Below are 15,378 nucleotides of genomic sequence, written 5' to 3'. Positions count from 1 at the left end.
TTTTCTAAAAGAAGCGCAATACTTTACGTAAGGCCTCGGCAAAGAGGTCTATCTCTTCAATCGTGTTGTAGAGCGCAAACGAGGCACGAAGAGTGGAGGTAAGTCCTAACAAATCTAATAGAGGTTCGGCGCAATGATGCCCCGAACGTAGCGCAAATCCCAACTCATCCAACAGCAAGCAAACATCGTATGGGTGTGCCTGCTCTACTACGAATGAAATCACGGCACTTTTCTCCTTAGCTGTACCAATAAAGCGCACACCCTCTATGAAAGAGAGTTGCTCAACAGCATGTGTGAGCAAGTGATTTTCGTAATTGGCAATGTTTTCCACGCCAATTCTGTCTATATAATCTACTGCTGTAGCTAAAGCAACAGAGCCTACATAATCGGGAGTTCCTGCTTCGAATTTATGGGGTAATGTATTGAATGTAGTAGACTCAAAAGTAACCTTCTCAATCATCTCTCCTCCAAAATGATAGGGAGGCATAGCATCCAAAAGAGACTTTTTGCCATAAAGAACACCAATTCCCGTAGGAGCATACATTTTATGCCCCGAAAAAACATAAAAATCGGCATCTATCTCCTGCACATTAACTCGACTATGAGCTATGGCTTGGGCTCCATCAATAAGCACCTTTGCTCCGACTCGATGCGCCTCTTCGATAAGCAACTTTATCGGGTTTATAGTACCCAACACATTACTAATATGGGCGATGGCAACCAAGCGAGTTCGCTCATTGAGAAGAGTTTTATAAGCCTCTACATCCAAAGAGCCATCCTCTTTAAGTGGAACAATCCGAAGTTTAGCCTTATTGCGTAGTGCCAACTGTTGCCAAGGAACTAAATTAGAGTGATGCTCCATAGCAGAAATGACAATCTCATCGTCCTCTTGTACGAAAGAGGCTCCATAGGTACTTGCTACCAAATTAATACTCTCGGTTGTACCTCTTGTAAAAATTAACTCTTCGGGGGAAGCCCCAATAAATTGGGCTATCCGACGGCGAGCCGACTCATGATGTTCAGTTGCCTCTCGGCTCATTCTGTAGACACCTCGATGTACATTGGCATTGCAAGTCTTATAAACCTCATTGATACGATCTATAACACATTGAGGTTTTTGAGTGGTGGCAGCGTTGTCCAAATAAATCCAAGGACGATTAGACTCCTTATGAGTCAGTATCGGAAAGTCTGCTCTTGTGGCATTTATATCGTAGTTCATTCTCTTCTAAAATCTTATTGATAAAGGGCATATATGCCAAAAACCATTCCAAAATTAGTGAATATATAGGGCATTTGCAATTAAAGGCTTCCACATAAATCCTCAATAAGACAGCATGTCATAATGTGCAATTTAGAGAGTTACTTGCAAACTTCAGATTTACCCAGACATTACGAAAAGCTCTTTTCATACTCAATCTTAGGGTCTTACAGTTTACACACTTTGTCATATCCTTCCAAAAGTTTATTTTCAACGGACCTTTTCCAAAACTTCGGAAGAAGTAATAGCAAGACATCGAGACTGGAGATAAGGATAGAATTTCAAAAGCTATAATGGTTATCCACAAAACCATCTGTGTAAATCATAAAAGACATCTGTGCAAACTTTCAAAACCTACCATGCAAATTATTTAACGAGATTATACTAGACAATGCGACAGATATTTTTTTGAACAAGGCGTTACAAGAGAGTTAGAAAAACTCTCTACAAACGAACAAAACCCCCATCAGTAGCTGTTCTCTCATAAGAATGTTAGAACTAAATAAAAATCAACATGAACAATATAAGCTATAGTACAACCGAAGAAACAGCCCTAAAACTGGCAGAAAGAATTACACAAGAAGTACAAAAATCAGAAGTATACCATTTGGCTCTCTCTGGAGGTATAGATGCAGTGCCTATCTACAAAGCTCTAACTATTGCCCCAATAGAATGGGAAAAAGTACACATCTACTTTACCTATGAATTTGTACAGGGAGGAAAGGCTGGGTTCAATTACACATTGGCACAAGGACACCTCTTCAATAAAATCAATATCCCTGAAAAAAACATTCATCGAATAATGCCTAATACCGATTCCGAAAAGGAAGTAAGACGTTATTTGAATGAAGAATTAGTGCTTTTGCCAAAAGTAGACGGAAAACCTCGGTTCGATTTTGCTCTTATCGAAATGGGAGAAAACGGACACACCGTAGGTATACATCCTGGACAAGAAGAACTATTTTGGTCAGAAGAATTTTATATCGCCAATACGATTCCCAATAGTGAAGACAGCGTTGTAACAACCACTTTTTCCATGCTGGAAGTATCAAAAACAGTTGCTTTCTACGCTTTTGGAGGTAAGAGTCGCTTCATTATAGGCAACATTGTAAACCTTATGCCTGAGGCTAAGGCATATCCAGCAAATTATCTATCAGCCCTATGCCCTTGGATGTACCTTTATGCAGATGCCGAATCTATGAGCGAAAAGAGTTATTCAATCTACTAAGTCAGAAACAAATATAACTACGTAACCGAACTTAAAAATTAAAAATAGCACGATAAGTGTGATGACATGTAACAATCTCAAAAGGAATTACCCTTTTTAGAACAAAAGCTAATACAAAAAAAGAGGTTCTCGAAAAAGAACCTCTTTTTACATTTATAGCTCTAAGTATTTTACTTCTCAAGATTAGCTACAGGAGCCAATTCTAAGATGTAGCAATTTTCCATTTCATAACGCTTACCCTCTGCATTGAGCAAATATAGCTTGCCATCAGCATATTCAAAAACAGATTCGCCCACCATAAGCTTTCCATTTTCAAAGGTATAAGGCACATCCTTACGATCTTCGCCCAAACCAATCAAATCACATTGATTGTTTTCTTTCAAGATGAGAGAAAATTCAGATTCTGTTTGTCCCTTTTCATCGGAACTAGCCAAAGGTACTAAACCTTTCCACTCACCCAAGGCTGGAGTAGCAGGAGCTACATTCTCGGCCTGCATTTCCACTACTGGAAGATTTTCAGTACCTTCTGTTGTTCCTTCATTAGAAGAAGAAGTACAAGCTACGAAGAAAGAGCTCAACAACAATATTCCAAAATACTTTTTCATAACAATCTAATCTTTTTTTTAATCTGTTAATACAACTAATTGAACTAAACTCTATTCAATACTTGCTCAAAGATAATTATTTTATGATAAATACGCGACAAAGTATTTTTAGCAGAATCCTACAAAGAATAACCAAGTAAAAAACTCTTCTGGAGAAAATAAGAATCAAAAGAAGCATCCATCAAACACTACAACACTATTCCACTTTCAACTTGTGGAAGCGTTGCGATTACAAACATGCTTCAAAGTCTCGTAAGATATTCGTTACAACAATTTTTGCAGTCCTCCCAAGTATTTCTTTTGATTCATAGTTCAACTTGTTCAATCATTCTTCAAAAGTTTTCTCTTCCAAAAACGAAAGAAGGGAAAATTGTCTTACGACATTTTCCCTTCCTTGTGATTTGTAGTGTATTACCTGCTAAGGAAAAACCTTATTAGTTTGCAGGAGCTTCTTCAGCAGCAACTGTAGCTTCTTCAGTAGCAACAGCAGCCTCTTCAGCAGAAGTAGCAGCTTCTTCAGCGGCAACGGCAGCCTCTTCAGCAGCAACTGTAGCTTCTTCAGCAGCAACTGTAGCCTCTACTGCAGCCTCTTCTGTTGTTGTTTCGTTAGACTTCTCTGCATTACAAGAGAAAAGCGCCACTGAAAGAACGGCGATTCCAAAAAACTTTTTCATCATAATAAAAATACTTTTATAGTTAATATCTTGTTCTTACTATCTATACCAGCTAATGCTAAGGACAAAAGAGAAAGTCCTCTCTTTCAAAAACGCTGACAAAGTTAGTATAAAATTCTATATCTGAAAATACATCTCTCTTCTCTTTCTTTTCCAAGTAACATCAAAAACATCACAACAACATAAAATTCAACAACTTACAAAAAAACAAGAGAGCTAACCCAAAATAATTTTATTTACCTTCTCTCTCCAATCTTCCCCATTCAGCACATGTAAGGCTCGTATTCCTACACTTTTTGCAGCCTCAACATTCGCCCATCCATCATCTAAAAAAAGAGTTGTACTCGGCTCCATATCGCCTTGCTTTAACATCTCTCTATAAATCTCTGGGTCTGGCTTAAGCAAGCGCATCTGACATGAGGCATAGATTTTATCAACCCATTGAGAGAGAGGAGTATTATTCAGAAAAGAAGGAGTATCTACCATCTCCAAAATATAAGGATTCGTATTACTAAGCACACTTACCCGAAACTCTTTTTGGAGTTTTCGAAGAGTCTCAAACTTATACAAGGGAATTCCTTTTATAAAGCCTCCTATAGCCCACAGAAGTTGTTCGTGTGTAAACTCCTTTTTATAGGTATCTCGAAGCTCTTGTTCAAACTCCTCTGTTGTTAGCGTACCATCTTCCAGCAATTTAAAGACTCCACGTTGTAAATAGGGATCCAACAATGTATTAGCATCCCTTATTCCTAAGGAAATCAACCGACGAATAGCCTCGTCGGGGGCAAGATCTACGAGAACACCTCCAAAATCAAATACTATATCCTTTATCATTCCCAATAATAATGATCTAAAAAATTGAACAAAAAATAGTGTGTCAGAGAAATCCCCTAACACACTAGCATAAGTTTTATTTCTTCAACCATCGGTCTAACCAAGAAAAGAAAGTTCTCTGCCAAAGAACAGCATTTTGTGGCTTTACCACCCAATGTGTCTCATCAGGATAGAGCAACATCTCTGTTGGAACACCTCTCATACGAGCAGCATCGAATGCCATCATACCTTGTGAAGCAAGAATTCTAAAGTCGTACTCCCCATGGATAACCAAAATAGGAGTATCCCACTTATCAACAAACTTATGAGGAGAGTTAGCGAATGTACGTTGTGCTATGACATTGTCTTTTTCCCATGGTGCTCCTCCCATATCCCAATTGGCAAACCATTTTTCTTCAGTTTCGAAATACTGAGATTCCATGTTAAATATACCTGCGTGAGCTATGAAACAGTTGAATCGCTTTTCATGGTGACCAGCTAACCAATACACAGAAAAACCACCATAACTTGCCCCCACGCATCCCATACCATCTGGATCTATAAAAGGCTCTTTCTTCATCTCATCTGCAGCAGTCAAATAGTCTCTCATATTTTGACCACCATAATCTTTGCTTATTTGCTCGTTCCATGCCTTACCAAAGCTAGGCACACCATGTCGGTTGGGCAGTATTACAACATAACCATGCTCTGCCATAATACGAGGATTCCATCGATATGACCAAAATTGACTAATGGTACTTTGAGGACCTCCCTGACAATAAAGAATAGAAGGATACTGCTTAGCAGGGTCAAAATTAGCAGGATAAAGAACCCAAACCAACATCTGTTCATTAGAAGTAGTTGTCATCCAACGCTTCTCACAACGAATATCCCCTAACTTATCCAAGAGAGACTTATTTTCCGATGTAATGGCTACTACTTTTCCTTTTTTAAGGTCTACATTATACAAATCCGTAGGTACAAGCATCGACTGACGGGCAGCAACAAGCGTACCCTTCTTTATATCAAAAGCCTTGTAGTCTACCTGCCCTTCGGTTATGCGACGAATCTTCTTGCTTTTGAGAGGAATCTCAAACAGATGAGTCTCTGCTTTTACGCAAGAAACGAAGTAAAGAGAACGGCTATCTGATGCCCAAGTAGGAGTCTCAACATCGCACTCAAATCCATCTGTCAAATAGATCTTCTTGCCTGTTTTCATTTCCATAACAAAAAGACGCTTCAGGTCGGACTCATATCCATCACGCTCCATACTTACCCAAGCTACGTAATTTCCATCGGGAGAAAAAGTAGGATGCGTATCATACCCCATCATGCCCTCTGTCAAGTTACGAGTAGCCCCAGAGGCAATATCGTAGTAGTAGATATCGGAGTTAGTAGAAATACTATACTCCAAACCTGTTTTTTTACGACAAGCATAGGCGATACCCTTACCATCGGGCGTAAAAGCAATATCAGAGACATCGCTGTGAGGCTTCATAGGGGCTTCAAAGGGTTCCCCTTCAAGTAAATCTTTCCCCTGAGTAATAGGAGTACTTTCTATTGAAGCAATAAAAGGATGTGGCATAGTAGTTACCCACTCATCCCAGTGCTTATACATTAAATCAGTTATAATTACCCCTGTAGCCTTATCTAAATCAGGATGACGTTTAGCTCTCTCTGATTGAATAGCAATATCTGCTGTGTAGAGCAGTTGCTGTTCATCGGGCGAGTAAAGATATCCTGTAATTCCACCTGGGATAGAAGTTATGGTCTTTACATCTTTTCCTTCTGAAGTCATCGTATAGAGCTGCATCTCGCCCTCTTTGGCACTCATAAAGCAATGCGCCCACTTTTTTCGAGCCACTTAGGAGCATATCCCTCTCCAATCTCCCTACGATCTTTACCATCACTACCAACAGTAAAAATTTTACTTTTAGCCTTGTTTTCTTTTATATCAGGAAAACTAACAGCATACACGACCCGTTTGCCATCAGGAGAGAGAGAGAAATCCCCTACCCGAGCCATAGTAAGAAGTAGCTCTGGTGTCAGTTGTTGTTTTTCTTGCTGTAACATAGCCGAACTATTCTTCTGTGCAGTTGCTAAATGAGGCATCCCCAAAAGATAGGGAACTGCCAATAATAGAGATAAAAAAGTCTTCTTCATACACTTTATTCATAAATAGCATTGCGACGGTCAATGAGCGAAGCATCGCTGATATAGTCATCGTAATTTATAATCTTGTCAACAACTCCCTTAGGCCCCAACTCAATAACTCGATTGGCTACCGTACGGATAAACTCATGGTCATGGCTACTGAACAACACATTGCCCTTAAAACCTATGAGCGTATTGTTGAATGCCTGAATAGACTCCAAATCAAGGTGGTTAGTAGGAGTGTCCAAAACCAAAAGATTGGCGCCAGGAGGTAGCATCATCTTAGATATCATACAGCGCATCTTCTCTCCTCCCGAGAGTACAGAGGCACTTTTATTTACCTCCTCTCCACTAAAGAGCATACGCCCCAAAAATCCTTTGATATAGACATCATTGGTGTCTTGGGCAAACTGACTTAACCACTCTATTAGAGTCATATCTGTATTGAAATACTCTGTATTGTCCAATGGAAGATAAGCTTTGGTGATAGTCTGTCCCCACTCAAAAGTACCAGCATCTGCTTTACGCTTTTCGTTTATAATTTCGAATAGGGCCGTCATGGCTCTTGGGTCGCGACTGATGAAGACAATCTTATCTCCCTGCTCTACATTGAAGTTCAAATCTTGGAAAAGTACTTGCCCCTCAACTGAAGCTGTAAGTCCTTTTACTTCGAGAATGCGATTTCCAGGCTCACGTTCGGTTGGAAGATAATGCCAGGATAACGACGAGACGAAGCTACGATTTCATCAATATTGAGTTTTTCAAGCATCTTCTTGCGACTGGTGGTCTGCTTACTCTTAGCCACGTTGGCACTAAAACGACGGATGAACTCTTCCAACTCTTTACGTTTCTCTTCATTCTTCTTGTTCTGCTGTTGTTGCTGACGAAGAGCCAATTGACTTGATTCGTACCAGAAAGAATAGTTACCTGCAAACTGACGTACTTTACCAAAGTCAATATCTATAGTATGGGTAGAAACAGCATCAAGAAAGTGTCGGTCGTGACTTACCACCAAAACGGTACTTTCGGTTTCTGCCAAATAATCTTCGAGCCAAGAAACAGTGTCCAAGTCAAGGTCGTTGGTAGGTTCATCGAGCAGGAGGTTATCGGGCTTACCAAAGAGAGCCCTTGCTAAAAGCACACGCACCTTTTGTTTACCGCTAATATCCTTCATAAGCTGATAGTGGAGGTCTTCTTTAATACCTAATCCACTGAGGAGTGTTGCAGCATCGCTCTCTGCATTCCAGCCATCCAAGTTGGCAAACTGCTCTTCCAATTCTGCCACACGATTACCATCTTCATCAGAAAAATCCTCTTTGGCATAAATGGCATTTTTCTCTTCCATTATACTCCAAAGAGTAGTATGCCCCATAAGCACAGTATTGAGCACCGTGAACTCATCAAAAGCAAAGTGATCCTGACTAAGTACCGAAAGGCGTTCTCCGGGTCCTAAAGAGATTGTTCCTCTTGTAGGGTCTATCTCGCCACTAATGGCACGCAGCAGAGTAGACTTACCCGCTCCATTAGCTCCAATAATACCATAACAGTTGCCTGGAGTAAACTTGAGGTTTACATCCTGAAAAAGTACCCGCTTGCCAAACTGAATGCAAAGGTCATTGATTGCTATCATATATCTATTTTCAAATAAAGTATCTCTCTAAAACCATTTAATCCGTTTCAACAAAACAAAGGCGCCTGCCGAGAGACCTATGGCAACCACAAAGATGAGCCAAAACGCCCAAGCCTTTGTCTCCCAACCATTGGGTACATTCATTCCATACATACTTGCTATTAATGTGGGCAACATCAAAATAATGGATATACTCGTCATACGTTTCATAATGGTGTTCACATTGTTAGAAATAACGCTCGCAAAAGCATCCATTGTACCTGTAAGGATTTCACTGTGAATTGTTACCGTATTGTAAGCCTGACTTAACTCAATTCTTACGTCTTCAGCAAGGTCTTCATCATAGGGTATAGAGCGTCGGATAGCTTGCAATTTATTGATAACCGCCTCGTTGCCTCGAATAGAGGTACTAAAATAAACAAAACACTTCTGCAATTTCATGAGCTGCAAAAGGTCTTCGTTACGGATGCTACTCTCAAGAGCCTCCTCTGCTTCCATTATCAAAGAGCTAATCTGTTTGAGGTATTTAAGAAACCACACAGCCGAACTATGTACCAAACGAAAGATAAAGTCTACCTCATTGGTTACAGACACCTTCTTTCTTTTACAATGATCTATGAAGTCAGGCATCAACTGCGTTCTTCTGTAACAAACCGTTACGGTTATATGACGCTCTGGAGAATAAATCACCCCTACGGGAATGGTCGTGTAAGGCGTAGGAGAATCCGAAACAGCTACGGGGATACGTATAATGGTCAATTCCCATCCATCTTCCTCCTCAATACGAGGGCGTTCGTCCGTATCGGCAATATCGGCCAAAAAGGAGTCAGGAATGGCAATATCGTCTACAAGGAAGTCCAAGTCTTCCGTGGTGGGACAAACTACCTTTATCCAACACCCAGCCTCCACTCTATCACTCTCTATAAAACCTTTTCGGGATAAATAAATCTGCGCATAACTTGCTTCTTTCCGACAGACAGGGCTGTCTCTTTAGTTCATAAAGGGAGAGAAGCCACAAGGCAATAAGAGCCTCTACGCACTACAATACAAAGGGAAACCACACCCCCAAGTATTGACGCCGAGAGAAAAAGTCTTGCGCTCTCTCATCAACACACTCTGGTACCTACTCGGAGGTAAAGAATCATCCACCATTGTTCTTGTTAATTCGAATAATTTGATTGAAACTCTCGCAAAGATAGCACTTTTTGTAGCGACTCTAACACCTCAGTCCTATATAAAATCGTTTCCGAGAGGACTAGAGGCATATTTTGTAGACATTTGACAAGTTGAATACTCTTTACATTACTGCAACACCTATTTCCAGTGTGTAGAGCTTAGGTTACCTCGTCTCTCTCTTGTGCGAGCCTCCTTTTGAACCGATGTAAAAAAGCAAGAGGCGTACTCTATAATAATAGTTGTCTTCAAGGGATAACTAATTATGAGCAGGAGGAGAGGAGGCAGGACGATAAGAACGTACCGAAACGACCAACTCCTTGACCTGCTCTTTCAATTCCTCCAAAAAAGTAGCTGCTTCGTATTCTTTTCGCTCTATTTGCCTCAATTTGTTCTCCCAAATACCTGTCAATTCAGCACTCTTTAGCAAAGGATTTTCTATGGTTCGTATGAGCTGTACTCCCGTCTCTGTAGCTCTAAGTGAATTTTTCTCTCGGCGAATATAGTTGCGCTTGAAAAGAGTTTCTATAATGGCAGCCCTCGTTGAGGGGCGTCCTATACCATTCTGCTTTAAAGCTTCACGTAAATTTTCATCTTCGACAAACTTACCCGCCGTTTCCATAGCTCGAAGAAGAGTAGCCTCGGTAAAATACTTGGGAGGTTCTGTCGTTTTCTCTCGTATAGAAGGTTCATGAGAGCCCTGTTCGCCTTTTTTCAAGCTGAGTAGAATAGCTTTTTTCTCCTCTTCGGAGGGAGAGGGCTCTCCAAATTCGTTTTTTTTAGTCTCGCTCTCAGAAGCTTCCTCTTTAGGCGGATGCACAACAATACGCCAACCAGCCTCGACGAGACTCTTTTCAGAGGTCTTAAACTCCATATCCTTTATCTGTGCAAGCACCGTAGTAGTAGAAGTCTTGGCATCAGGATAGAAGGCTGCAATAAAACGACGCACGATGAGATCAAAAATCCTCTTCTCTGACTCGGTGAGCTGTGGGCAAGGGGCTCCCGTGGGGATTATAGCATGGTGGTCTGTTATCTTCTTATTATCAAAGACCTTCTTACTTTTTTTCAATGGTGTCCCCACTAAAAGAGGAGCTGTCAAATGAGCATAGTCTTTCAAATTGGACAAGATTTTGGGCACCTTAGGGTAAATATCATCGGGTAGATAAGTCGTATCTACACGTGGATAGGAGGTTACTTTCTTTTCATACAGAGACTGTATAACTTGCAAAGTAGCCTCTGCTGTCATACCAAATCTCTTATTGGCCTCTACCTGTAAACTGGTCAAGTCAAAGAGTCGAGGGGGTAATTCCTTACCTGCTACTTTGCTAATATCGATAATTGTCAATGGAACACTTTGGATCTGGGCAAGGACTCGCTCAGCTTTCTCTCGGTCAGGAAAACTATCATCTACTTGTCGAAAAGTAAGCCCTCGATAGAGGGCTTGTATTTCAAAGCTGGTAGTCGACTCAAAATTCTCTATCTGCTCTTGCCGTTCGACCAAAAGAGCCAACGTGGGAGTCTGTACTCGTCCAATAGAAAGTACCTGTCCACGCTGCCCATAACGTAAGGTATAGAGCCGTGTACCATTGATTCCTAAGAGCCAATCTCCAATAGCTCGAGCCAATCCTGCTTCATAAAGCGGACGCATATCATCATTACTTTTGAGAGATTCAAATCCCTCTTTCAGAGCTTCATCTGTTAGAGAAGAGACCCACAATCGCTTTATGGGACACTTGCATAAAGCCTTGGAGAGAACCCACTGCTGTATAAGTTCTCCCTCCTGCCCAGCATCACCACAATTGATAACCATAGAAGCCTTCTCTACAAGTTGTTTAATAGTTTCGAATTGACGCTGATAACCGGGATCATCTATGAGTTTGATGCCAAAACGAGGAGGAATAAGGGGAAGCTCTCCCAAGCTCCACCTTTTCCAAAGAGGGGTGTAGTCGTCAGGCTCTTTTAGGGTACAGAGATGTCCCAAAGTCCATGTTACACAATATCCATTGCCCTCTATATACCCCTGTCGCTGTGTAGTAGCCCCTAATACACGTGCTATCTCACGCGCGACAGAGGGTTTTTCTGCAATACAAACAATCATAGAAGATTAACGCTATCACACAGTTTCTCCACCAAACTCCATCAGATAAGCCTTGATGAACTCATCTATATCGCCATCCATAACAGCGTTTACATTAGAAGTCTGGTAGTTAGTTCGGTGGTCTTTGACACGCCGGTCATCAAATACATAACTGCGTATTTGAGACCCCCACTCTATCTTTTTCTTACCTGCCTCTACTTTGGCTTGTGCTGCTCTACGCTTCTCTAACTCTATATCATAGAGCTGTGAGCGTAATAGGCGTAAGGCATTCTCTCGGTTATCCAACTGTGAACGGCTTTCAGTATTCTCGATAACAATTTCTCGCTCTTCTCCTGTATCAGGATCTTTAAATAGGTAATGGAGTCGTACCCCTGTCTCTACCTTATTCACATTCTGCCCTCCAGCTCCACTCGAACGAAAAGTATCCCAGCTCAAATTAGCAGGGTTCACTTCTATTTCGATAGAGTCATCTACAAGGGGTACTACAAAGACAGAAGCAAAAGAGGTCATACGCTTACCTTGAGCATTGTAGGGAGAGACACGCACCAAACGGTGAACGCCATTTTCACTCTTGAGAAAACCGTAGGCGAGGTCTCCCTCTAGCTGCATAGTTACAGTTTTGATACCTGCTTCGTCTCCATCTTGCCAGTTGGTAATTGTTACCTTATAATCATGCTTCTCTCCCCAACGTTGGTAGAGGCGTACCAGCATAGAAGCCCAATCTTGGCTCTCTGTACCTCCAGCTCCAGCATTGACTTTGAGTACAGCTCCTAAATGGTCCTCTTCGGCTCTAAGCATATTGCGTAGCTCCGTGTCTTCTATCAGTGCAAGGGCAGTAGTGTATGCCTGCTCTACTTCGCTCTCTTCGGCAACCCCCTCTTTGAAAAACTCAAATGAGAGGCGGAGTTCTTCCACGGCAGAAGAGACTGCCTCGTAGGCTTCTATCCACCGGCGTATCTCTTTGACCTTGCGCATTTGAGCTTCCGCTCTTTTATTATCCTCCCAAAAGTCTGGAGCTTGAGTCTTTAGCTCCTCTTCTTCTAATTGAATACGTCTGTTATCGACGTCAAAGATACCCCCTCAGCGCTTCGGTGCGCTCCAACAAGTTGTTAAGTTGGTCTGTTGTAATCATTTTATTTCCTGTTTATTATCTCTCTATTATATGGGCAATAGATATTGCGATCAATACCTATCAAACATACATTTTCTCAATCTCCTCTGCATAGTTGGCTTGGATTACTTTGCGCCTCAACTTAAGAGTAGGCGTTAGCTCTTTCTTATCGGCAGAGAAGGGTTCTGTTATGAGTGTAATACGTTTTATCTTTTCAAAGGTCGCAAGGCTCGACTGTAATTGCTCTATCGTTGCCATTACGATGTTTTGTACAGTAGAGTCATTCTTCATATCCTCTTTGGAAGAAGAACTCTTTAGTACTCCTCTCTCCCTGCACAGATGAGTTAAAAGCTCCCAGTTAGGATAAATGAGAGCCGAAACGAACTTGCGTTCGTCCGCTATTACGGCTACTTGCTCAAAAAGAGGATTAGAGCTGAGAAGATTTTCTATCTGCTGAGGAGCAATGTATTTTCCATTGGCAGTTTTGAATAAATCCTTTATCCTCTCTTTAAAATAAAGTGTATTACCCTCCAATCTACCCGCATCTCCCGTTCTAAACCATCCGTCTGCTGTAAAAGCCTCTCTATTAGCCTCTTCGTTTTGGTAATACCCAAGGGTAATAGTCTCACCTCTGAGCTGGATTTCATTAGTCTCTGGATCTATGCGTACCTCTACCCCGGGAAATACCTCCCCTATGGAAGATATGGTAAAACCTCTTTCCATATAGGCTGATACCGTAGCACAACTCTCCGAGAGTCCATACCCTACAATAATAGGGATACCAACAGACTGCAAAAATACATTGATTTCATCACTTAAAAGAGAGCCTGCCGTAGGAAAGAAACGCCCATACTGCAAACCGATAGCCCTACGCAACATAAAGAAGATTGTATTGGAATAAAACCAATAACCCAAAGAAAGAAATAGTGGAGGCTTCTTGAACTTATTCCAATAGTCCAAACGGTAGCGATGCCCCACCTTAATAGCATGGCGATAGATTTTAGCCAAAAATTTAGGAGATTGGCTAATGTGCATCTCTACCCCCTGATATACCTTCTCCCAATAGCGTGGCACATTGCACATCAAGGTAGGTTTTATCTGGGGCATTAGCTCTTGAATCCTCTTCGGATTGGTTACTATAGCAATGCGTACTCCTCGAGACAAACAGAAGTAAGACCACACCTTTTCAAAAATATGGCTCAGGGGCAAGAAATTAACCGATGTATCGCTCGTACCAATGGAGGCATAGACCTTGCTATGCTTATCTATTTGTATCGCGATAGCTTTATGTAATACTTGTACCCCTTTAGGTTGCCCTGTAGTACCACTCGTATATATAAGAGTAGCCAAATCTTCTGGTTGAGTCTCACCCATACGTACCTTTACAGTGGTTTCGCAAGACATAGAGTCTCCCATCCGTACAAATTCATCATAATATATAGAGGTGTGATCATCAAACTGACGTACTACTGCTCTATCGAAAATGATAATCTGCTTTATCTGCCCCAACTCTTTTTGCACCTGAAAAGCATTGTTATATTGATACTGCTCTCCCACAAATATTATCGAAACAGAAGCATTCTTTGCTATTTGGAATACTTGGTCTGGCGAAGAGGTCGCATACAAGGGCACAGATACAGCCCTCATAGCAAACATACCCATCTCGATATATAAAAATTCGCTTTTGTTAGGAGAATAAACCCCAATGCGCTCTCCTGGAGCAATACCCAACTGTGCCAAACCTTTAGCTGCTGCAATACAGTTGGCTGCTACGGCTTCACCTGTAAGATTTTCCCATTGCCTTGTTTCAGGGTTGAGCTGTTTGATAATCTTATTATTCTGATACTTTGTTTGCAGTAGATTTATGATATCGGATGTGTGACGAATTTGCATAATGATAGTTGTTGTAGACACTTTTAATGTTGAACATTGCAAGTATGTAGAGTTTGTCTTAAAGAAGACGGAAGAGGTAATTCAATTTGAGCATTCCAAATAACTCGCTGGACTTACTATAAGGGTCTCGTATTGTAGTAGAGAATATATCGTTAAACCCGTAATAAACGAGAATATCCATTTCTATACGATGCCTTCCCCAACTATAGCTAATGGAGGGTCCTCCCATCAACCCCCAAGCAAATGTATTGACTACCTTTAATGATTGCCTAACACGCTCTTGAGGAGTAAAAGAAGTGCCTTTTGAGGTTATAGTTTCTCCTAAAAAAAGACCTATCTGAGGTCCCATCTTTATCCCCACTTTTGCTCTCCTTATAGGATAATACAAGTGGCACAGAATGGGAAAATCTATAAAGTTCATCTTTCTTAGATAGAAACGTTCTTTATCCGTTCCCTGCGCCCTTGACTCTTGCCAGCCTCTTTGATTGTACGCTACCTCAAAAGTAAAATCAGTGTACTCACTATTGGCAAGAGTAGCCATAAAACCCACACGAATACCTTGTAGCAACGTTTGTGATACTGACGGCATAAAGAGAAGTTGAGAGGCGGAAGCTCCAGCGGAAGCTCCTACATAAAGCGTTGGATGTGTCAATGTGGGGGTACGCTCACTACGTTGCCCCCAAAGAAGAGAGGGCAAACATAGAAGTAAACACAGGATGACTTTCTTGTACAGCATAGTGT

At 41.3% G+C, this 15,378-nt stretch carries 9 protein-coding genes and 3 pseudogenes; 1 reads left to right on the top strand and 11 read right to left on the bottom strand.

Translation table 11 applies throughout. The annotated features are described in order from the left end of the window. Positions 1-4: 4 nt before the first annotated feature. Positions 5-1,219 carry an aminotransferase class V-fold PLP-dependent enzyme gene (locus tag JCM15907_RS01500; protein ID WP_025842436.1) on the bottom strand — a complete coding sequence of 405 codons (1,215 nt, stop codon included), beginning with the start codon at positions 1,217-1,219 and terminating at the stop codon, positions 5-7. A gap of 553 nt (positions 1,220-1,772) precedes the next feature. On the opposite strand from JCM15907_RS01500, the gene JCM15907_RS01495 reads away from it, so the two are divergent. After that, a complete protein-coding gene (locus JCM15907_RS01495) occupies positions 1,773-2,486 on the top strand; it encodes a 6-phosphogluconolactonase (protein ID WP_025842435.1) in 714 nt (237 codons plus the stop codon). Positions 2,487-2,656: 170 nt separating this feature from the next. On the opposite strand, the gene JCM15907_RS01490 is transcribed toward JCM15907_RS01495, so the two are convergent. The 10 genes and pseudogenes from JCM15907_RS01490 to JCM15907_RS01445 all read right to left on the bottom strand — a co-directional run bounded on the left by JCM15907_RS01490 (position 2,657) and on the right by JCM15907_RS01445 (position 15,373). Continuing rightward, on the bottom strand, positions 2,657-3,091 hold the full coding sequence (locus tag JCM15907_RS01490) for a hypothetical protein (protein WP_025842434.1): 435 nt from the start codon (positions 3,089-3,091) through the stop codon (positions 2,657-2,659). Positions 3,092-3,525: 434 nt separating this feature from the next. Further along, positions 3,526-3,768 carry a hypothetical protein gene (locus JCM15907_RS01485; RefSeq protein ID WP_148297415.1) on the bottom strand — a complete coding sequence of 81 codons (243 nt, stop codon included), beginning with the start codon at positions 3,766-3,768 and terminating at the stop codon, positions 3,526-3,528. Between the two features lie 213 nt (positions 3,769-3,981). Then, positions 3,982-4,599 (bottom strand): HAD family hydrolase, encoded by a 618-nt coding sequence (locus JCM15907_RS01480; RefSeq protein ID WP_025842432.1) that lies wholly within the window; start codon positions 4,597-4,599, stop codon positions 3,982-3,984. Positions 4,600-4,675: 76 nt separating this feature from the next. After that, positions 4,676-6,651 (bottom strand): annotated as a pseudogene (gene dpp5 / locus JCM15907_RS10080) (dipeptidyl-peptidase Dpp5). 95 nt (positions 6,652-6,746) lie between these two features. Beyond that, a pseudogene (locus JCM15907_RS10075) lies at positions 6,747-8,362 on the bottom strand (ABC-F family ATP-binding cassette domain-containing protein). Positions 8,363-8,389: 27 nt separating this feature from the next. Beyond that, positions 8,390-9,318: pseudogene (locus JCM15907_RS01465) on the bottom strand (magnesium transporter CorA family protein). A gap of 476 nt (positions 9,319-9,794) precedes the next feature. Continuing rightward, entirely contained in the window at positions 9,795-11,633 is a 1,839-nt protein-coding gene (locus JCM15907_RS01460) for a DNA topoisomerase 3 (RefSeq protein ID WP_025842430.1), read from the bottom strand. Positions 11,634-11,648: 15 nt separating this feature from the next. Next, positions 11,649-12,765, bottom strand: a protein-coding gene (gene prfB, locus JCM15907_RS01455; protein ID WP_148297414.1) for a peptide chain release factor 2 whose coding sequence is annotated in 2 segments (ribosomal slippage) — positions 11,649-12,701 and positions 12,703-12,765 — 1,116 coding nt in all. Because the reading frame shifts where the segments join, the coding sequence is not laid out codon by codon here. A gap of 60 nt (positions 12,766-12,825) precedes the next feature. Next, entirely contained in the window at positions 12,826-14,637 is a 1,812-nt protein-coding gene (locus tag JCM15907_RS01450) for an AMP-dependent synthetase/ligase (protein WP_025842428.1), read from the bottom strand. Positions 14,638-14,695: 58 nt separating this feature from the next. Beyond that, entirely contained in the window at positions 14,696-15,373 is a 678-nt protein-coding gene (locus JCM15907_RS01445; protein ID WP_036883581.1) for a porin family protein, read from the bottom strand. Between the last annotated feature and the right edge of the window lie 5 nt (positions 15,374-15,378).

The sequence above is a fragment of the Porphyromonas gingivicanis JCM 15907 genome (assembly GCF_000614585.1).
Taxonomy (GTDB): Bacteria; Bacteroidota; Bacteroidia; order Bacteroidales; family Porphyromonadaceae; genus Porphyromonas; species Porphyromonas gingivicanis.
This window is presented reverse-complemented; position numbering and strand designations above follow the sequence as displayed.